This is a genomic window from Leifsonia sp. 466MF (genome assembly GCF_900100265.1).
Classification (GTDB): domain Bacteria; phylum Actinomycetota; class Actinomycetes; order Actinomycetales; family Microbacteriaceae; genus Leifsonia.
In genome coordinates this window covers 305376-323719 of sequence record NZ_LT629696.1, presented here as the reverse complement: position 1 = coordinate 323719, position 18344 = coordinate 305376, and the positions used below count along the sequence as shown (strand labels likewise).

The following is an 18344-nucleotide window of genomic DNA, read 5'->3' as shown; positions in this document are numbered from 1 at the left end:
ATGGTTCCCGAGCCGGCAGTGCGCCGGCTTCAGGGAAGACGCCTCGTTGACAGATGGATCCTCCGGATCCGGCCACGACTCGTCGCCTCCTCTGTGCAAACAAGAGGAGCGCCATGCCCGCGTCCGTGAAAGCCGTCGTCTACTGCGAAGGACTGTTCGGGAGGCTCGACGGCAAGACCGCCAACGGGCTCGTCCGCCACTCCGAGAAGTACGAAATCCTCAGCGTGATCGACAGCACCCGTGCGGGCGGCGACGCAGGCGAGGTGCTGGACGGCGCACCGAACGGGATCCCGGTGCTCGCGAGCCTGGACGCATCCCTCGAGCGCGCGGGTTTCATCCCCGACACCCTCATCTTCGGGATGGCGCCGACCGACGGCCTGCTGACCGCCGACCACCGCGCCGTGCTCCTCGACGGCATCGACCGCGGGATGAACCTGGTCAACGGACTGCACGAGTACCTCAACGACGACGCCGAGTTCGTCGCAGCAGCCCTCGTGGCCGGTGTGACGATCGAGGACGTCCGGCGGCCGAAGGAGATCGCTGAGCTGAAGCTGTTCAGCGGCCGGATCTTCGACGTCACGTGCCCGCGCATCGCGGTGCTCGGCACGGACGGATCGGTCGGCAAGCGCACGACGGCCACCCTTCTTACTCAGGCGCTGAACGCGCAGGGCATCCGGGCCGTGATGGTCGGGACCGGGCAGACGTCGCTGATCCAGGGAGCCCGGTACGCGGTGGCGCTCGACGCGACCATCCCCCAGTTCTGCTCCGGCGAGGTGGAGGCGCAGGTCGTCGCTGCGTTCGAGGAGGAGGACCCGGACGTCATCATCGTCGAAGGCCAGGGTGCGCTGAGCCACCCCGCCTACCTCAGCTCGGGCGCCATCCTGCGCGGCAGCCGACCGGAGGGCGTCATCCTCCAGCACGCCCCGGGGCGCATGATGCTGGGCGACTTCCCGATGATGCCGATGCCGACGGCCGCGAGCGAGATCGCCCTGATCCAGGCGTTCAGCGACACCAGCGTCATCGGCGTCACCATCAACCACGAGGGTCTGACGGCGGCCGGGATCGACGACACGATCGCCCAGCACGAAGCCGGGCTCGGCCTCCCCGTCACCGACCCGCTGACCCGTCCGCTGGAGGAGCTCGTCGACATGGTGCTGCTCGCCTTCCCCGAGCTGGGTCTCCGCGGCGAAGCGCTCGCCGGTGTCGCGAGCACGGAGTCCAGCCTGGCGTAGTCGGTGGCCCTGGCGTCGTCGGTGGCCCGGAATACACTTCCGGCATGGCCATCGACGTCCTCCCCGCCACGGGCCGCTTCGACGACTTCGCCACCTTCATGGTGCCCCGGAAGCCCGGCGCGGGCGGCTGCGTCTGCATGTCTTACCGGGATGCCCGGCTCAACACGGCGGGCCGGGTCGACCACATGCGCGCCGAGTGCTCCTCGGAACCCGGCCCCGGCGTTCTCGCGTACCTCGACGGCGAGGTGGCGGGCTGGTGCTCGGTCGCGCCGAAGTCGACGTACCGCCGCTTGATGAACTCCCGCACCATCCCCCACCTCGACGAGGAACGCGACCCCTGGTCGATCGTCTGCTTCGTCGTGCGTGGCGGATTCCGCAAGCGCGGCCTGATGCACGACCTGCTCGACGGCGCGGTCGAGCACGCCCGCGCCTCCGGTGCCGCGCTGGTCGAGGGCTACCCGGTCGACACCGGCGGCGAGCGCGTGGATGTGATCAGCGGCTACGTCGGAACGGTCGAGCTCTTCGAGAAGCACGGCTTCTCGCGCGTGCTGGCCACGGACGCCCACTCGGGCGGCCAGGTGCGGTGGCTGATGCGGCGCGAACTCGGCGCCTGACGGGCGGGCGCGCCCCGACCCCTGTGAGAGTTCACATGTACGCTCTCTCAGGTTAATCCGCGCGTCACCGCAACCCGCTCGGATGGTCCGGTCACTCGACCGAAAGGACCCGTCCGCATGTTCCGTTCCGCTTCGCGCTGGAAGGGCGGCGCCGTGCTCGTCGCCGCCTCCGGCGTGCTCGCCGCCGCGCTGCTCCCCGCGCCCGCGCTGGCCGCCACCTCCGACAACGGGGGCGCCGCCCGCAACCCCGACGACTCCACGACGGCGCTCCGCCAGTCGATCGTCAACGGTCCCGCCAAGAACGTCATCCTGCTCATCGGCGACGGGATGGGCGACAGCGAGATCACGGTCGCCCGCAACTACCAGTACGGCGCGGGCGGCATGCTTCCCGGCATCGACGCACTGCCGCTCACCGGCCAGTACACGACCTACTCCGTGTACAAGGACGGCGCGAACAAGGGCAAGCCGGACTACGTGCCGGACTCCGCCGCCACCGGCTCCGCGTGGGCGACAGGCACCAAGACCTACGACAACGCGATCTCCGTCGACATCGACGGCAAGCCGCAGGCGACCCTGCTGGAGCTGGCACGCGCCAACGGCCTCCGCACCGGCAATGTCAGCACCGCCGAGATCCAGGACGCGACCCCGGCCGTCGAGGTCGCGCACGTGGGCGCCCGCTCCTGCTACGGGCCGGACAGCGCATCGTGCGGTTCCGACGCCCTCGAGAACGGCGGACTCGGCTCCATCAGCGAGCAGCTGCTCGACGCCCGCGCCGACGTGACCCTGGGCGGAGGGTCGACCTCCTTCACGCAGACCGCGAAGGCCGGCCAGTGGAAGGACGAGACGCTGTTCGACCAGGCCGCCGAGCGCGGATATCAGGTCGTCGGCGACGCCGCGGGCCTCGCGGGCGTGGCGGAGGCGAACCAGCAGAAGCCGCTGCTCGGCCTGTTCACCCCCGGCAACTTCCCGACGCGCTACGCCTCGACGACGGCGACCGTCGGCGGCGCGGACCAGGCGCCGGTCACCTGCACGCCGAACCCGGCCCGGCTGGCGACCGACCTCTCCCTCTCGTCGCTGACCAACAAGGCGATCTCCCTCCTGGACAAGCCGGGCGGTGACGGCTTCTTCCTCCAGGTCGAGGGCGCCAGCATCGACAAGCGCGACCACTCGGCTGACGCGTGCGGCCAGATCGGCGAGACCGTCGACCTCGACGAGGCTGTGCAGGCAGCGCTCGCGTTCGCGAAGAAGGACGGCAACACCCTGGTCATCGTGACCGCCGACCACGCCCACACCAGCCAGATCGTCGACAGCACCCCGCCGGCGACCCTCTCGACCGCGCTGACAACCGCCGACGGCACCGTGATGAAGGTCGCCTACGGCACCGCGGCCGCCGGGGGCTCGCAGCAGCACACGGGCGCCCAGCTGCGCATCGCCGGCTACGGCCCCGGCGCGGCCGACGTCGTCGGCCTGACCGACCAGTCCGACACGTTCTTCACCATCGCCCGCGCTCTGGAGCTGAACCGCGACTACGCGGCCCTCAGCGCCGGCGCGTCAGTGACACTGAACGCCACGACGGTGAAGCCGGGCGACCCGATCACCGCGACGCTGGCGGGCTTCCGCGGCGACCGTCAGGTCACCGGGGTCATGCAGTCCGACCCGGTCGCGCTGCCGCGCACCGACGTGCTCGGCGGATCGGCGGCCATCACGGCGACCGCCCCGACCGACCTCGGCGCCCACACCATCACCGTCACAGGAGCGCAGAGCGGCAAGGCGGTGACGGTGAACTTCGAGGTCACCGCCGACGGCCAGCCCTCCGGCGCCCTGCCCGGCGGATCGGCCGGTGGATCGACCGGTGGCGGCAACGGCGCGGTGACCGCCGGATCCACCTCCGCGGGCTCGCTCGCATCGACCGGTTCGATCGTCGCGCCGCTCATCGTGGTGATCGCGCTGGCCCTGCTGATCGCGGGCTACCTGTTCGTCACCCGCGGCCGTCGCCGCCCGGGCGGTGCCCCGCAGGTCTGACCGGCAGCAAAGGAAGAGGGGGAGGAGTCCACCCGGACTCCTCCCCCTTCCACGTCTGCGCGATCCATCGGATCGCAATACGTCCGCAAAGACCGAGGTGTTCTGAAGGAAGGCGTCACGACCCTGTGGTTGCTGCGTCTGAGTAGGTAGAAGGGCGCTTTGCCCTTGCGAGTGGTGGACAAGGACCGTTCCGGCTTGCCGGGTGATGGGCGCGTGTCCACTTCGTTCCACGTGAGAACGAAAAGGAGACCTCAGTGAAGAAGTCTCGTGTACTGGTGTCAGCCGCGGCGGCGGGAATCGCCGGAAGTTGTAAAGGATTCTGATGGCAGCGCGGCCCCGACGCCTGGCGTACTTCGCCACCATGGCTCTCATCGTGGAAGCCGTATTGCTAGGTGCCTCGCTCCTCCCACAGCCGTGGGGCGGGATGGCGCTGACGGTGGGAGCGCTTCTGTGCGCGACCGTTGATCGAGTGTGGAGTCGCGTCAGGGGTCCCGTCTTCCCGCCACCCCTGACCGCCGCCGTTCGCGTATATCTTGCCGTCGTGGTGGTCGTCTTGCTCTCCACGCTGATTATGGTCGTGTTCGCGCCCGGGAGCGGTCTGCCGACGTGGGTGATGTCCGTAGTCACAATGCTGGCTCTCTTGGCCGGGAGCTGGGTCCCGGCAACAAACACCTGGTCGCCTACTCCTCACCCGAGGGGCGACGAGTAGATAAACCCACGGGGTGTGTCTCGGGCTTACGACTCCGCGCTGAGCGCGATCGTCCCGATCCCGAGCGCCGCCAGGATCCCGGCCGAGATGCGTTCGAGCCAGGTCGTGACAGCCGGACGCTTCAGCCAGGCGACCGCGCGGCCGGCCAGGAGCGCGACCACCACGAGGTAGAGCGAGCCGACCACGGCGACGATCGCGCCGAGCAGCAGCGTGCTGGCGATGGTCGAGCCGTCGTGGGGGACGAACTGCGGCGCGATGGCCAGGAAGAACAGGCCGACCTTCGGGTTCATCATCGTGGACAGCATCCCCGCGGTGAATCCCGACCGCAGCCCGGTGCGACGGGAGGTCGGCTCGACGCCGTGCGCCTTGCCCTTCCGGCTCGCGATGAACGCGGCCACGCCGAGGTAGATCAGGTACAGACCGCCGACGATCTTGAGGATGCGGAAGACCTCGGCCGACTGCTCCAGCACGGCGGCGAGCCCCAGGGCCACCGCCACCGCCCACACCAGCGACCCGAGCGCGGTGCCCGCGGCGGCCGCGATGCCCGCGCCCTGCCGCGCCAGGCTGAAGCGGAGGACGAGGAACGTGTCCGGCCCCGGCGTGAGGGCGAGCACGAGGCAGAGGCCGGCGAAGGCGAGCAGGCTGGCGACGGTCATGCGACCAGTATGCAGGCCGCTCAGGGCAGCAGGCGCGTGAAGTGGTGGGGAACGCCCTGCCAGACGGTGGTGATCTCGACCGGGCGGCCCTCCTCGGGTGCCTGGATGAGCATCCCGTCGCCCAGGTAGATCGCGATGTGCTCCTCGTCGTCGAACACCACCAGGTCGCCGGGCTGGGCGTCGCTCTCGCTGATCGGTCGCCCGGCGTCGTCCTGCAGGTGGACGAGGTGCCCGAGAGGGATGCCGACGGCCGCGTACGAGACCATGACGAGTCCCGAGCAGTCGATGCCCGAGTGATCCGAGCCGTCGAGCACGTACGGGTCGCCGAGGTAGCTGAGCGCGGTGGCGACGATCTGTTCGCGCGCGCCGCCGAGGGCGAGGGCGGAGACGATCGCCCCGGCGGCCCGCTCGCCCGAAGCGCCGCCCTGGCCGGCGATGATGCCGGCGACCGCGGAGGCGACGGGGTCGTCACGGTCGATACGGGCGGAGGCGACGATGGCCGAGACGGTCATGGCCTGGTGGCCCGCGTGCCCGCTCGCGGCGGCCGTCACGATGTCGATGGGCTCCGCGACGGCCGGCGGCGCCATGGCGATGCCGGCGAGGAGAGCGATGGTGGCGCCGGAGGCGCCCAGTGCGATCCCGCGGCGGGAGGCTCGGGGCGCGGACCCTCGGCGTGTGCCACGCCTCCGCGAGGTGCCGCCGCCGCGCTCAGCCCGTTCCTGCTCCAGAGCCCGCCGTCGTTCGCCGCCCGTCATCCAGACCTCGTCCGTCTCACGACCCGCACCCCATCGCCCGAAGTCCGCGCGACCGGGATCGAGCCTAAGGGGCCGCATCCCTGCCCCACCGGGAGTCCTCTGAGTCGGGCTGATGTTCCTCTCAGACGGAGGCCGCCGGCCGGATCACGCGCCCGGCCGGGGAAGACAATGGGGAGGCCCGCCACCGATCGGAGCCGCCCACGCCCCCCGTCGCCGTCTTCCTCACCACCTGGTCGTTCGACCCGGCCGCCGCCGCGCTGCTCGCCGTGGCAGCCGTTCTGTATGTGGGCGGCGTCCTCCGGCTCCGCCGCCGGGGCCGCCGCTGGCCGCTCCGGCTGACGGCCTCGTTCCTGATCCTCGGCCTCGGGTCGTACGCCGTCATCTCGTTCGGGTTCCTCGGCGCCGAGAGCACCGACCTCCGCTGGGCGTTCACGACCCGGATCGCGCTCCTGCTCTTCGTCGTCCCCGCGTTCCTCGCGCTCGGCCGGCCCGTCGCCCTCGCCCGCGTGGCCCTCGGCCCCGCCGGCCGCCGTCGCACGGACCGGGTGATGCGATCCCGGCCGGTGCGCGCGTTCGGCAACGCGATCGCCGCGCCCGCCTTCGCGTGCGCGGTGTTCCTCGTCTTCCTCACGCCGCTCGCCGCCGTGCTGCGCGACTCGGTGTGGTCCGAGTGGACCATCTCCGTCCTCACCCCGCTCGTCGGCCTCCTGCTGGTGCTGCCGATCGTCGCGCACTCGGTCGTCCGCACCGGGTTCTTCATCACGGTGGAGTTCCTGCTCGCGTTCGTCGAACTGGTGCTGGATGCGATCCCCGGCCTTCTGCTGCGCCTCAACGACGGCATCCTCGACCACGCCCCGGCGATCGTCGGGCGGATGCCGTTCTGGTTCCCCACTCCCCTCCACGACCAGCACCTCTCCGGCGACCTGTTGTGGTTCATCGCCGAGGTCGCCGACGTGCCCGTGCTCGTCCTGCTGTTCGTCCGATGGATGCGCCTGGAGCGCACCGAGGGCAAGCGTTACGACGACCTGAGCGACGAGGAGCTGGCCGAACTGACCCGGCAGCACCTCCGCCAGCGCAGCTGAGGTGCGCGCGTTACGCACCATGACGGTGCGCGTGCGGACTGGGCCGGGTTCGCTCATCCTGGACCCATGACCAGGCAGATCCGCTTCAACGCGTTCGACATGAACTGCGTCGCCCACCAGTCGTCCGGCATGTGGCGGCACCCCGAGGACCAGGCGTGGCGCTACAAGGACCTCACCTACTGGACCGAGCTGGCGAAGCTGCTGGAACGCGGGAACTTCGACGGCATCTTCATCGCCGACGTGCTCGGCACGTACGACGTGTACGGCGGCAGCAATGAGGCCGCCATCCGTCACGGCGCGCAGGTGCCGGTGAACGACCCCATCCTTCTCGTCTCGGCGATGGCGCTGGTGACCGAGAACCTGGGCTTCGGCATCACCGCGGGCACCGCCTACGAGCACCCGTACCCGTTCGCACGCCGCATGTCGACGCTCGACCACCTGACCAACGGCCGCGTCGGCTGGAACGTCGTCACCGGGTACCTGCCCTCCGCCGCCCGCAACATGGGCCACGACGACCAGCTGCAGCACGACGACCGCTACGACCACGCCGACGAGTACCTCGAGGTGCTCTACAAGCTGTGGGAGGGGTCGTGGGAGGACGACGCGGTCATCCGCGACCGCGAGTCCGGTGTCTTCACCGACCCGTCGAAGGTGCACGAGATCGGCCACCGCGGCAAGCACTTCACCGTGCCGGGCATCCACCTCTCCGAGCCGAGCCCGCAGCGCACGCCGGTCATCTACCAGGCCGGCGCATCCAAGCGCGGCATCGCGTTCGCGGCAGAGAACGCGGAGGCGATCTTCGTCGCCGCCTCCACCAAGGAGGGTCTGAAGGCCACCGTCGGCAAGCTCCGCGACGCCCTCGAGGCGGCGGGCCGCGACCGGTACTCGGCACGCATCTACACGCTGCTGACGATCATCACCGACGAGACCAGCGAGAAGGCGCAGGCGAAGTTCCAGGACTTCCTGCAGTACACCAGCGACGAGGGCGCGCTCGTCTTCATGTCGGGGTGGATGGGCGTGGATCTCTCGCAGTACGACCTGGACGAGCCGATCGGCAACGTCGACAGCAACGCCATCCAGTCGGCGGTTGCGAACTTCCAGCGGCCGAACGAGGACGGCGGCGAGTGGACAGTGCGCGACATCGGCCGCAACGGCGCCATCGGCGGGCTCGGGCCGTTCATCGTCGGCTCGGCCTCCGAGATCGCGGACCAGCTGCAGGAGTGGGTCGAGGAGACCGACGTCGATGGGTTCAACCTGGCCTACGCCATCACGCCCGGGACGTTCGAGGACATCGTCGAGTACGTCATCCCGGAGCTGCGCAAGCGCGGCGCCTATCCCGAGGAGTACGCGCCGGGGACCCTGCGGAACAAGTTGCACGGCGCGGGCGACCGGCTGCCGGAGACGCACCGCGGAGCCCGGTACAAGGTGGCGGCATCCCGGGCCGTCTGAGAATCCGCAGACCATCGCTCCTCTAGCCTGGCTAGCGATAGGCTGAGCGGGAGACGCGGCTCCCGCCGCGCCTCTGTGGCGACCGAAGGGCAGGCCATGACGGACACGGCGGCGATCCAGGACCAGCTGCGCGAGCTCCTCGACGGAGAGCGCGGGCTGAAGGAGCTGCTCGGCGCCAACCCGGAGTGGTACCCCGTGCTGATCCGCCAGCTGGAGCTCGCCGTCGGCGACGCCCGCATCATCTACCTGGGCGCCGCCATCGCCTCCGGGCTCTCCACCGTCACCCTGCGCATCGGCATCTTCACGGAGCACACGGTCGTCGCCGCCGAGGTCATCGACGACAGCACGCCGGGAGCACAGGTGGTGACGCGTGTGGAGAGCCGCGCGGGTCTGCTCCGCTTCGAGCTCTCCGGCGGCACGGAGAGCGACAACAGCAGCGAGTCGTCGTGGCAGGGCGGCTTCCGCGTGCGGGCGTTCTACCGCTCGGGCCTGGTCGTCACCGTGCCCGCCAACGTCGTCGACACCGAGGCCAAGCGCGTCTCGGTGCACGCCGTTCTCGACGGCATCCGCGCCGACCTGCAGGCACGACCGCCATCGTCCGTGCTGGACGACTGAGCACCCCGACGGGCCGGGAGGAACCATGATCTCGTCAGCGGTCACCCTCAGCTATCGCGACGCCCCGGCCGCGATCGCCTGGCTCGAAGCGCTCGGGTTCGACGTGCTCCAGCTGCAGTCCGGGCAGGACGGCTCGGTGCTGCACAGCGAACTGCGCTGGGCCGACACCGTCGTGATGCTGGCCTCGGACGACGCGGCCTACGACGTCCCGCCGCTGGTCGGCGCCTCCACCGGAGTCGGCCTGTACCTCGTGACCCAGGACGTCGACGGGATGTTCGCACGCGCGGTGGACGCCGGCGCGACGGTGGTCTTCCCGCCGGAGGAGACGGAGTGGGGCAGCCGCCGGGCACGTGTGCTCGACCCCGGCGGCCGGGAGTGGAGCTTCGGCTCCTATCGGCCCGGCGAGCAGTGGAGCGCCTCCGCCTGAGCGCGAGAACACCGAAACTCCCTTGCTAGGAGATTAGTCAGCAAGCTTATGGTCGGGCTACGCTGGATGCGTGACCCGGTCCAGCAGAACCCGTCGCCGCATCCTCATCGCGGGTGGCGCTGTCCTCGGCGTCCTCGTCCTGACCGTGGTCGGCTTCCTGGCCTGGGCGTCCACCCCGATGATGGGCGACCGGTCCGCAGCGCTCGAGGCTTGGCGCGACCCGGCCGTCCGGATCCACGACGCCGGCGACTCCGTCGTCATGGAGCCGACCGGAACGCCCTCCGGCGACGGCCTGGTGTTCGTTCCCGGCGCGCTTGTCGACCCGTACGCCTACCTGAACAAGCTCTCGGGCGCCGTCGCCGAGACGGGCCTCACCGTGGTGATCACGAAGCCGACGCTCAACCTGGCCTTCTTCGACCAGCGGCCGCTGTCCACGTTCACCGCCCACGCCTCGGAGGTGACGGACTGGTACGTCGGCGGCCACTCCCTCGGCGGCGTCCGCGCCTGCCAGCTGGCCGAGGATCCGAAGGTGACCGGACTCATCCTGTTCGGCTCGTACTGCGCAAACGACCTCAGCGGCGCCGATCTGCACGTGCTGTCGATCGGAGGCAGCCGCGACGGCCTGAGCACGCCCGCCAAGCTCGCGGCGAACCGGCACCTGCTGCCGGAGGACGCGCGGATGGTGGAGATCGACGGCATGGACCACGCGCAGTTCGGCGACTACGGCGCCCAGCCGGGCGACCGACCGGCCACCATCGACGACGAGGCGGCTCGCGACGAGTTGACCCAGGCGCTCAGCGGCTTCCTTTCCGAGTGATGCACGACGGATCAGATGTCGGCTACCCGCCGACGGGCGACCACTCCCCGCTCACGACCCGTCCGTTCCGCAACTCGGGGAAGTGCGCGCCGACACCGGTCGCACCCGGCGCAGAGAGGAGCGCCCACAGCTCCTGACGCGACTGCTCGGCGCGGGCCGCATCCACGTCGCCCAGGGAGTGCCAGCCCCCTTCGGCCATCTGCTGCGGGATCGTGATCGCGTCGCCCAGCAGGATGAGCCGCTCACCGCGCGACTCGACCACCACGGCCAGGTGTCCTGGCGTGTGTCCGGGTGCGGGCACGGCCCGGACTCCGGGCGCGACGTAAACCCCCGTGTCGACGGGCCGCAGCGTCGGCGTCCCGGCGCGGGCTCGGAGGCCGGCCCGAATGTGCGGCGCCATCTGGCCCGGGCCCTCGACGAAGTGCGCCCACTCGCCCGCTCCGAACCAGAGGCGGGCGTTCGGGAAGGTGGGCTGTTCATCCGTGCCGAACAGCCAGCCGACGTGGTCCATATGGAAGTGGGTGATCACGATGTCGGTGACCTCGGCCGGGTGGATGCCCGCCCCGCGCAGTCCGGTCGGCAGTTGCCCGCCGACCAGCATCATCCCGTCGGGCATCGGGTCGAGGGCCGGGCCGAGTCCGGCATCCACCAGCACGACGGGAGCCGAGGCCCCGGGTCGGCCCGCTCCTGCCGGATGAGGAAGCAGCCGATCGGCAGCCATGCCGCCCCGTCGCGGTCGAAGACGTCCGGCCGGGCCGTCGCGGGCACCCGGTCGCCGAAGTAGCTCGGACGCGCGACGAACGCGCCGTCGGAGATCGCATCCACCCGGAGTCCGCCCACGCGCATGGAGGCAGCTTACGGCCCGTACACAGACGGCGCGGCCGTGCAGCGGGGAGGCTGCACGGCCGCGCCGGGGGCGGGCTGATGCCGGGAGTTACTTGGCCGGGGGCATCAGGACCGAGTCGATCAGGTACACGGTCGCGTTGGCTGTCTTGACGCCGCCGCAGATGACGTTGGCGTCGTTGACCTTCATGGAGTCGCCGGAGCCGGTGACGGTGACGTCGCCGCCCTCGACGGTCTTGTGGGTGCCGTCGATGTCAGACGGCGCAAGCTGTCCGGGCACCACGTGGTAGGTGAGGATCGAGGTCAGCGTGGCCGTGCCCGCCTCGGTCTTCAGCGACTCGATGGTCGCCGGGTCGATCTTCTTGAAGGCGTCGTCGACCGGGGCGAAGACGGTGAAGTCGCCGCCGTTCAGGGTGTCGACCAGGTTCACCTGCGGGTTCAGCTTGCCCGAGACGGCCGCGACGAGCGTCGTCAGCAGCGGGTTGTTGCTGGCCGCGGTGGCCACCGGGTCCTCGGCCATGCCGGAGACGGAGCCCGCACCCGACGGGACCTGCTTGGCGTATGCCGCGCAGCCGGGACCGACGAGGTCGGCGGCCGGGTCCATCTTCGAGGCGGACGGGGTGGACTTGCTCATCGAGGAGCCGGAGTCGCTGGAGGTGGCGCTGCCCGCACCGGACGAACAGGCGGTGAGGGTGAGGGCGGCTGCGGCCAGGATGGCTGCCGCTGCGAGACGAGCTGTGGATCGCATGGTTCTTCTCCTTCGAGGGATGGTGACGATCGTTACGGCCGCTGCGGGGCGGTCATCAGGGGTTCGGCCCCGGCGGCGAATCGGATTGGAACCAATCCGCGGGGCCTCTCCGCCACGAACTCCAGGCATGTCAGCGAAGAAGAGAATCGGCACCATCGCCCTGGCCGCACTCGCCGGGGCGGTGAGCGGTGGCGTGTTCCTCGGAGCGGCCGAACTGGTGGCCCTGCTGACCGTGCGCGACGCGAGCCCGATCATCGCGGTCGGCTCGTTCGTGATCGACATCGTCCCCCGCTGGGCGAAGGAACTGGCGATCGACCTGTTCGGGTCGAACGACAAGCTGTTCCTCCTGGCGAGCCTGGGCCTCGCGGTCTTCGTCGCCGCCGCCGTCGCGGGGGTGGTGGAGTGGTGGCGTCGGTGGGTCGGCGTCGCGCTGTTCGTTCTCGCGGGTGTCGCGGCCGTGGTGGCGACGCTGACCCGCACGGGGGCCAGCCCGTTCGGCTTCCTTCCGGCCGCGGTCGGAGCCCTGCTCGGCGCGGTGGTGCTGCGACTGCTGATCGGGCGGCTTCACGCCTGGCGCGACGGGACCGCGGGAGCGGAAAGGGTCGGCGTCGACCGCCGCCGGTTCCTGGTGCTCACGTCGGTCGCAGCGGCGGGAGCCCTAGTCGCCGGGGTCGGGTCGCGCCTGGGGTCCGCTGCCACGTCATCCATCGCCGCGGTCCGCTCGGCGCTCACGCTCCCGACGCCGGCCTCCCGCCTGAAAGTGCCTGCCGGCGCCGAACTCGACGCTCCCGGCATCAGCCCTCTCTTCACGCCGAACACGGACTTCTACCGGGTGGACACGGCCCTCACCGTGCCGTCTGTCGACCCGGCGAATTGGCGCCTCACCATCGACGGGTTGGTCGAGAAGCGCGTCGAGCTCAGCTTCCAGGACCTCGTCGACATGCGCCCAGCCGAGTACGGCGTCACCCTGACGTGCGTGTCGAACGAGGTCGGCGGCAACCTGGTCGGGAACGCGCGGTGGCTCGGCGTGCCGGTCCGCGACATCCTCGCCCTCGCCCGTCCGCGCCGGGGCGCCGATATGGTGCTGTCGCGCAGCGTCGACGGCTTCACCGCCAGCACCCCGCTGGATGCGCTCACCGACGACGGCCGCGACGCCATCCTCGCGATCGGGATGAACGGCGAACCGCTCCCCCTCGAGCACGGTTTCCCGGTGCGGATGGTGGTGCCGGGCCTGTACGGCTACGTGTCGGCGACGAAATGGCTGACCGAGCTGAAGGTGACGACCTTCGCCGCCGATCAGGCGTACTGGACTCCCCGCGGCTACAGTGCGAAAGCCCCGATCAAGCTCTCCAGCCGCATCGACACCCCGCGCGTGGACAAGCCGCTCTCCGCCGGCCCGACGAAGATCGCCGGTGTCGCGTGGGCGCAGACGGTCGGCATCCGCACCGTCGAGGTGCGGATCGACGGTGGCCAGTGGCAGCAGGCGACGCTCTCCACTCCGATCAACGCCGACACCTGGGTGCAGTGGTCGCTCGACTGGGACGCCACAGCGGGCAGCCACACCCTCGCGGTGCGCGCCACCGATCGCGCGGGCCGCGTGCAGGAGCAGAAGCGCACGCCGATCGCGCCGAACGGATCGACAGGATGGCAGCAGACGCTGGTGCGGGTGGGCTGAGGGCGTCGAGGTCGTCGGATGGGCACTCCGTGACCCGAGGTGCCGGCGCCCGAGCCGGCACCTCGGTGGGCTGACGCTCCCCCCGGACACGTCAGCTGGAACCCGCAACAGTGGGCCGGCACCTTGGGGAAATGCCGGCCCACTGTCACGGGGTCTTACTCGGTCGCGCGGCGTCGGCGGATCAGCACGAAGGCTGCTCCGGCGCCCAGCAGCAGCAGGGCGATGATCCCGGGTGCGACCAGATCGCTACCGGTGAACGCCAGGCCGGGGCCCGGGTCGATCGGCGTGCGGGTGTCGCAGGCGCCCGACGGGTCGCACGATCCGCCGTCCACGACAGGGTCGACGGTGTTGACCAGGCGGTGGTTGCCCGCCGCCGGGTTGTTGACCGTCACCGAGTACGTGACGTCGATCGTCTCGCCGACTGCCAGCGGGCCGGCCCAGGAGAGCACGGTGCCACTGAGGGTCGCTCCGTGCGTCGCGTCGCCGTTGTAGTGGGCGTCGTCGAGCACGTCGCTCATGTTGTCGGTGAACTTCGCGGGAGTGCTCGCGGTGTAGGCGAACTCACCCGTGTTCGTGACGGTGACCGTGTAGCTGACCACGGCTCCCGGCTTCACGGTGCTGGTCGTGGAGACCGTCTTGTGCACCGTGTACGAGGCGACCGGGGTGTTGGTCAGGCAGCTGCCCGCCGGGTCGCACGACCCGCCCGGCCCGGTGGGCATGACCGCGTTGACCAGGTGGTGGTTGCCCGCATCCGGGCTGTTCACCGTCACCGAGTACGTGACCTTCACCGTCTGGCCGACCGCGAGCGGACCGGCCCAGCTGAGCGTGTTTCCGGCCACGGTCGCACCGTTGCTGGCGTCACCGTTGTAGGCGGCGTCGTCGAGGACGTTGGTCAGGTCGTCGCTGAACGACGCCGGCTCGGCCGCGGTGTAGTCCGCCTTGCCGGTGTTGACCACCGTCACCGTGTAGGTGATGGTGCCGCCGGGAGTGACGGTCTGCGAGGACGCGGCCTTGGCCACCGTGAACGACCCCGACGGGATCTGAACGGTGCACGCGGCGTTGTCGGTGCCGGCCGGGCAGTCACCACCGGGCGGGGTGACGACCGTGTTGGTGATCATCTTGTCGCCCGTGTCCGGATCGTTGACGGTCACCGAGTACGTCACCGTCACCGTGTCCCCGACGGCGACGGCACCCGACCACGACAGCGTCGGTGCCGCGTAGGTTGCTCCCGCGGTGGCGTCGTTGTTGTAGGAGGCGTCATCCAGCACGGCCGACAGGTCGTCGGTGAAGGAGGCCGGGTCGGTAGCGGTGTAGTCGACCTGTCCGGTGTTCTTCACCGTGACGGTGAACGTCACGATGTCGCCGGGGACCACGTCGGCCTTGTCGGCCGTCTTGGTCACGGTGAACGCCTGCAGCAGGTTCGTCGTGGTGCAGTCGCCCGGGGTCGCGCAGCCACCACCGTCGCCCGGAGACGCCGTGACCGTGTTGGTCAGCGTGCCGTCACCCGTACCGGCCGGGCCCGCGAGCACCTGGTAGGTGATCGTCTGGACCGCGCCGACAGCGAGCGGGCCCGACCAGGTCAGCGTTGTGCCGTTGACGATCGCGCCGTTGGTGGCCGAACCGGCCACATAGGTGGCGTCGTCCAGCACCTGCGAGAGGTCGTCGGTCACCGACGCCGGAGCGGTGGCGGTGTAGTCGGCCTGACCGGTGTTGGTCACGGTGACCGTGTACGTCACCGTGTCACCCGGGTGCACCGGGCCGGCCGCCGACGAGGCCTTGGCGACCGTGTACGACTGCACCGGGGTGGTGGTCGCGCAGTCGCCTGCCGTGAGGCAGCTGCCGCCGTCGCCCGGGACCACCGCGTTGGTCAGCGTGTGGTCGCCGGTGTCGGGGGTGTTGACCGTCGCCGTGTAGGTGATCACGATCGTGGCGCCGGCCGCGAGGGCGCCGGACCAGGACAGCGTGCTCCCGGTGATGGTCGCTCCGTTGTCCGGACCACCGGTGATGGTGGCGTCATCCAGCACTGCCGACAGGTCGTCGGTGAAGCCGGCGGGGTTGGCCGCGGTGAAGTCGGCGGTGCCCGTGTTGGTGACGGTGACCGTGTACGTGACCGTCTCGCCCGGGTTCACCGCACCGGCCGGCGACGCCGACTTCGCGGTGGTGAAGGAGCGCACGTTCGTGGTGGTCGTGCACTCCCCGGCCGGGTCGCACGAGCCGCCAGGGCCGGTCGGGCTGACCGTGTTCCGCAGTTCCTTGTCGCCGGTGTCCGGGTTGTTCACCGTCACGGTGTACGTGATCACGACTGTCGCACCGGCCGCGAGCGGACCCGACCACGACAGGGCGTTCCCGTTGATGGTCGCTCCGTTGTCCGGACCGGCGGTAACGGTTGCGTCATCCAGAACACGGGACAGGTCGTCCGTGAAGCTGGCCGGAAGGGCGGCGGTGTAGTCGCGGGCGCCGGTGTTGGTCACCGTCACCGTGTACGTGACCGTGCTGCCCGCGGTGACCTCCGTCGTGGACGCCGTCTTCGCGACCGTGAAGGAGCCCGACGGGATCAGCACGATGCAGTCCGGATTGGTCGACCCGGCCGGGCAGTCGCCGCCCACCCCGGGCGGGGTGACCACGGCGTTGTCCACGTGCGAGTCTCCGGTGATCGGGTCGTTCACCGTCACGGAGTAGGTGATCGTGACGGTGTCGCCGACAGCGAGGGCGCCGGACCACGAGAGGGTCGGTGCCGCGTAAGTGGCACCGCTCGTCGCGTCATTGTTGTACGTGGCGTCGTCGAGGACGGCCGACAGATCGTCGGTGAACGACGCCGGCGCAGCGGCCGTGTAGTCGACCACACCGGTGTTCTTCACCGTGATCGTGTAGTTGATCGTCTGGCCGGGCACGACATCGGTCTTGTCGGCCTTCTTGGTCACGCTGAATGCCTGCACCGGGGTGGTCGTCGTGCAGGAGCCGGCCGGGTCGCAGGTTCCGCCGTTGCCCGGGACGACGGCGTTCGTCAGCACCCCGTCGCCCGTGCCGGCCGCTCCGACCGTCACGGTGTAAGTGATCGTCTGCGTCGCGCCCACAGCGAGAGGGCCCGACCAGGTGAGGGTGGTTCCGTTCACGGTTGCCCCGTTGGTGGGTCCGGAGCTGATCGTGGCGTCATCGAGCACCTTCGACAGGTCGTCGGTGAACGAGGCCGGGTTCGCGGCCGTGTACGGCCACGCGCCCGTGTTCTTCACCGACACCGTGTAGGTGACGGTACCGCCCGGGTTTGCGACCGCGGTCGAGGCGGTCTTCGTCACGGTGTAGGACGGGTCGGAGAAGGTGACGGTGCTGGTGCCGGGCTCGTTCAGGCCGACCGTGGTGACGTTGCCCGGGCCGTTGGTGAAGCTGCCCGCGACCGGGGAGGTGACCTGCACCGTGATGGTGCACGAGGCCTGGCCGGCGGCGAGGGTGCCGTTGGTCACGGCGACGGTCGTGCCGCCCGCGACAGCCGTGGTCGTCGCGTTACAGGTGCCGCCCACAGTGCCGTTCGCCAGTGTCAGACCGGCCGGGAGGGTGTCGGTGAAGCCCCAGCCCGCCTTCGAGGCTAGCTCGCTGGTGTTCGTGACGGTGAAGGTGAGGGTCGAGGTTCCACCGGTCTGAACTGCTGTGGGAGTAAAAGCCTTATCGAGCTGCGGGGTCACATCCAGGATGCGGATGTTGTCGAAGGCGGCGTCGTTACCGGTCCCGGATCCGTTCGCATTCTGCATGCGAATGCCCAGAGTGGATCCGTTGAGGAGGACCGAACCGTTCGACGTGTAGGTGCCGACGTTGATCGCACGAGCGGGCAGGGTGCCATTGGCGGGGACATTGACGGTCTGCGTCGAGGTGCAGGCGTTGAGCTGCCCACCGACGTTCGTGGCGGTTCCCGCCTGATCGAGGAATGCGAACTGGTACAGGGGCGCTGACACCTGGCAGTTGACCGCGGCGGTGTCGACGCTGAACGTCAAGAACCGCCCGGACGACGAGGCCAGCGGAACGTTGGTCGCCGTCCGGAACTCGGTGGCGTTGGCGCCGGGGTTGCCCTCGGTGTAGGCCGTCACGGCATGGTTCGACGCGGGCGTCTGCGCTCCACTGTGGGCACCGAGCGCATAGGCCAGCTGGTTGAGGTTCGCCGTCTCCGTGTCGTTGATGCAGTTGCCGAGAGTGGAGGCCGGTGTGTTGAAGTTGCGGATCTGCCCGTTGCACCCGGTGAGCCACGCCGGGTCGGCCGTGTACTTCTGACCGGTAACGCCGGTGTACGCCGTCAGAGCGACGGGCGTGTTGCCGACCCCGTTCTCGAAGTTCTCCTGGAACGCCACGGTCGGCGCCGACGGGGTGCCCGGGTTGCCGGGAGCAGCCGCGGCCGGAGCAGCCGACGTGCCCAGCAGCGCCCACGTGCTCAGCCCGCTCGCGAGCAGTCCGACGCTGAGAACGGCTGCCGCGAATCTGCTGCGGCGGTTGCTCAGCGAGAAGACCAGCCGTCTTCCCGACGACGAGTCCGTTGAGTGCTGAGCGTTGCGCCGTCTCCGGTGCCGAGCTGCCAGGTGCATTGGTGTCCTCCCCCGTCCGCCGGTCAGTGAGACAGACGGCTGACGATCCTGTGAATCAGGCTCAGTCTTCTGAGGGGGCGTGAAGGATTTCCACACGACGAACAGAAATTCACCCCGGATTTAACCCTGACGAAT

Annotated in this window: 15 protein-coding genes; 9 read left to right on the top strand and 6 right to left on the bottom strand. The window is 70.1% G+C overall.

The genetic code is table 11. The features are described from left to right. The first annotated feature begins 113 nt into the window (after nucleotides 1–113). From BLR91_RS01560 to phoA, 3 genes are all read left to right on the top strand, one after another. Complete coding sequence (locus tag BLR91_RS01560) at nucleotides 114–1232, top strand: DUF1611 domain-containing protein (protein ID WP_089877837.1); 1119 nt, start codon at nucleotides 114–116, stop codon at nucleotides 1230–1232. Nucleotides 1233–1276: 44 nt separating this feature from the next. Continuing rightward, nucleotides 1277–1846, top strand: coding sequence for a GNAT family N-acetyltransferase (locus tag BLR91_RS01555; protein WP_018192228.1), 570 nt, complete (start codon nucleotides 1277–1279; stop codon nucleotides 1844–1846). A 117-nt stretch (nucleotides 1847–1963) separates the two neighbouring features. Beyond that, nucleotides 1964–3868: an alkaline phosphatase gene (gene phoA / locus BLR91_RS01550; protein ID WP_089877840.1), complete on the top strand. Its 1905-nt coding sequence runs from the start codon at nucleotides 1964–1966 to the stop codon at nucleotides 3866–3868. 735 nt (nucleotides 3869–4603) lie between these two features. Here the strand turns inward: phoA and BLR91_RS01540 are convergent. Both BLR91_RS01540 and BLR91_RS01535 read right to left on the bottom strand, forming a co-directional pair. Continuing rightward, nucleotides 4604–5233 (bottom strand): LysE family translocator, encoded by a 630-nt coding sequence (locus BLR91_RS01540; RefSeq protein ID WP_020076717.1) that lies wholly within the window; start codon nucleotides 5231–5233, stop codon nucleotides 4604–4606. A 20-nt stretch (nucleotides 5234–5253) separates the two neighbouring features. Continuing rightward, entirely contained in the window at nucleotides 5254–5988 is a 735-nt protein-coding gene (locus BLR91_RS01535; RefSeq protein WP_231918787.1) for a C40 family peptidase, read from the bottom strand. A 266-nt stretch (nucleotides 5989–6254) separates the two neighbouring features. Here BLR91_RS01535 and BLR91_RS01530 point away from each other — a divergent pair, with 266 nt between their 5' ends. The 5 genes from BLR91_RS01530 to BLR91_RS01510 all read left to right on the top strand — a co-directional run bounded on the left by BLR91_RS01530 (nucleotide 6255) and on the right by BLR91_RS01510 (nucleotide 10378). Next, nucleotides 6255–7070, top strand: a complete 816-nt coding sequence (locus BLR91_RS01530) for a cytochrome c oxidase assembly protein (protein WP_231918786.1) — start codon at nucleotides 6255–6257, stop codon at nucleotides 7068–7070. Nucleotides 7071–7136: 66 nt separating this feature from the next. Further along, the gene (locus BLR91_RS01525) at nucleotides 7137–8519 is read left to right on the top strand and encodes an LLM class flavin-dependent oxidoreductase (RefSeq protein ID WP_089877848.1); all 1383 of its coding nucleotides are present in this window, start codon (nucleotides 7137–7139) and stop codon (nucleotides 8517–8519) included. 96 nt (nucleotides 8520–8615) lie between these two features. Next, the gene (locus BLR91_RS01520; protein WP_089877851.1) at nucleotides 8616–9134 is read left to right on the top strand and encodes a hypothetical protein; all 519 of its coding nucleotides are present in this window, start codon (nucleotides 8616–8618) and stop codon (nucleotides 9132–9134) included. 25 nt (nucleotides 9135–9159) lie between these two features. After that, on the top strand, nucleotides 9160–9561 hold the full coding sequence (locus tag BLR91_RS01515) for a VOC family protein (protein ID WP_089877854.1): 402 nt from the start codon (nucleotides 9160–9162) through the stop codon (nucleotides 9559–9561). Nucleotides 9562–9631: 70 nt separating this feature from the next. Then, on the top strand, nucleotides 9632–10378 hold the full coding sequence (locus tag BLR91_RS01510) for an alpha/beta hydrolase (RefSeq protein WP_089877857.1): 747 nt from the start codon (nucleotides 9632–9634) through the stop codon (nucleotides 10376–10378). Between the two features lie 22 nt (nucleotides 10379–10400). Here BLR91_RS01510 and BLR91_RS01505 read toward each other — a convergent pair whose 3' ends face one another. The 3 genes from BLR91_RS01505 to BLR91_RS01500 form a co-directional block, all read right to left on the bottom strand. Then, nucleotides 10401–11033: an MBL fold metallo-hydrolase gene (locus BLR91_RS01505; protein WP_157694986.1), complete on the bottom strand. Its 633-nt coding sequence runs from the start codon at nucleotides 11031–11033 to the stop codon at nucleotides 10401–10403. Further along, nucleotides 10979–11224 (bottom strand): hypothetical protein, encoded by a 246-nt coding sequence (locus BLR91_RS19905; protein ID WP_157694694.1) that lies wholly within the window; start codon nucleotides 11222–11224, stop codon nucleotides 10979–10981. The genes BLR91_RS01505 and BLR91_RS19905 overlap by 55 nt, the downstream gene beginning before the upstream one ends. Nucleotides 11225–11312: 88 nt before the next feature. Next, entirely contained in the window at nucleotides 11313–11969 is a 657-nt protein-coding gene (locus BLR91_RS01500) for a fasciclin domain-containing protein (protein ID WP_018192240.1), read from the bottom strand. 127 nt (nucleotides 11970–12096) lie between these two features. Here BLR91_RS01500 and BLR91_RS01495 point away from each other — a divergent pair, with 127 nt between their 5' ends. Continuing rightward, nucleotides 12097–13644, top strand: coding sequence for a molybdopterin-dependent oxidoreductase (locus BLR91_RS01495; protein WP_089877863.1), 1548 nt, complete (start codon nucleotides 12097–12099; stop codon nucleotides 13642–13644). A 155-nt stretch (nucleotides 13645–13799) separates the two neighbouring features. Here BLR91_RS01495 and BLR91_RS01490 read toward each other — a convergent pair whose 3' ends face one another. Beyond that, complete coding sequence (locus BLR91_RS01490) at nucleotides 13800–18209, bottom strand: beta strand repeat-containing protein (RefSeq protein WP_089877867.1); 4410 nt, start codon at nucleotides 18207–18209, stop codon at nucleotides 13800–13802. Nucleotides 18210–18344 lie beyond the last annotated feature (135 nt).

Bases quoted from the DNA above. Each gene is read 5' to 3' on its own strand.
- phoA (WP_089877840.1), top strand. From the start codon at position 1,964: ATGTTCCGTTCCGCTTCGCGCTGGAAGGGCGGCGCCGTGCTCGTCGCC.
- BLR91_RS01525 (WP_089877848.1), top strand. From the start codon at position 7,137: ATGACCAGGCAGATCCGCTTCAACGCGTTCGACATGAACTGCGTCGCC.
- BLR91_RS01560 (WP_089877837.1), top strand. From the start codon at position 114: ATGCCCGCGTCCGTGAAAGCCGTCGTCTACTGCGAAGGACTGTTCGGG.
- BLR91_RS01515 (WP_089877854.1), top strand. From the start codon at position 9,160: ATGATCTCGTCAGCGGTCACCCTCAGCTATCGCGACGCCCCGGCCGCG.
- BLR91_RS01490 (WP_089877867.1), bottom strand. From the start codon at position 18,209: ATGCACCTGGCAGCTCGGCACCGGAGACGGCGCAACGCTCAGCACTCA.
- BLR91_RS19905 (WP_157694694.1), bottom strand. From the start codon at position 11,224: ATGCGCGTGGGCGGACTCCGGGTGGATGCGATCTCCGACGGCGCGTTC.
- BLR91_RS01520 (WP_089877851.1), top strand. From the start codon at position 8,616: ATGACGGACACGGCGGCGATCCAGGACCAGCTGCGCGAGCTCCTCGAC.
- BLR91_RS01535 (WP_231918787.1), bottom strand. From the start codon at position 5,988: ATGACGGGCGGCGAACGACGGCGGGCTCTGGAGCAGGAACGGGCTGAG.
- BLR91_RS01495 (WP_089877863.1), top strand. From the start codon at position 12,097: ATGTCAGCGAAGAAGAGAATCGGCACCATCGCCCTGGCCGCACTCGCC.
- BLR91_RS01500 (WP_018192240.1), bottom strand. From the start codon at position 11,969: ATGCGATCCACAGCTCGTCTCGCAGCGGCAGCCATCCTGGCCGCAGCC.
- BLR91_RS01555 (WP_018192228.1), top strand. From the start codon at position 1,277: ATGGCCATCGACGTCCTCCCCGCCACGGGCCGCTTCGACGACTTCGCC.
- BLR91_RS01540 (WP_020076717.1), bottom strand. From the start codon at position 5,233: ATGACCGTCGCCAGCCTGCTCGCCTTCGCCGGCCTCTGCCTCGTGCTC.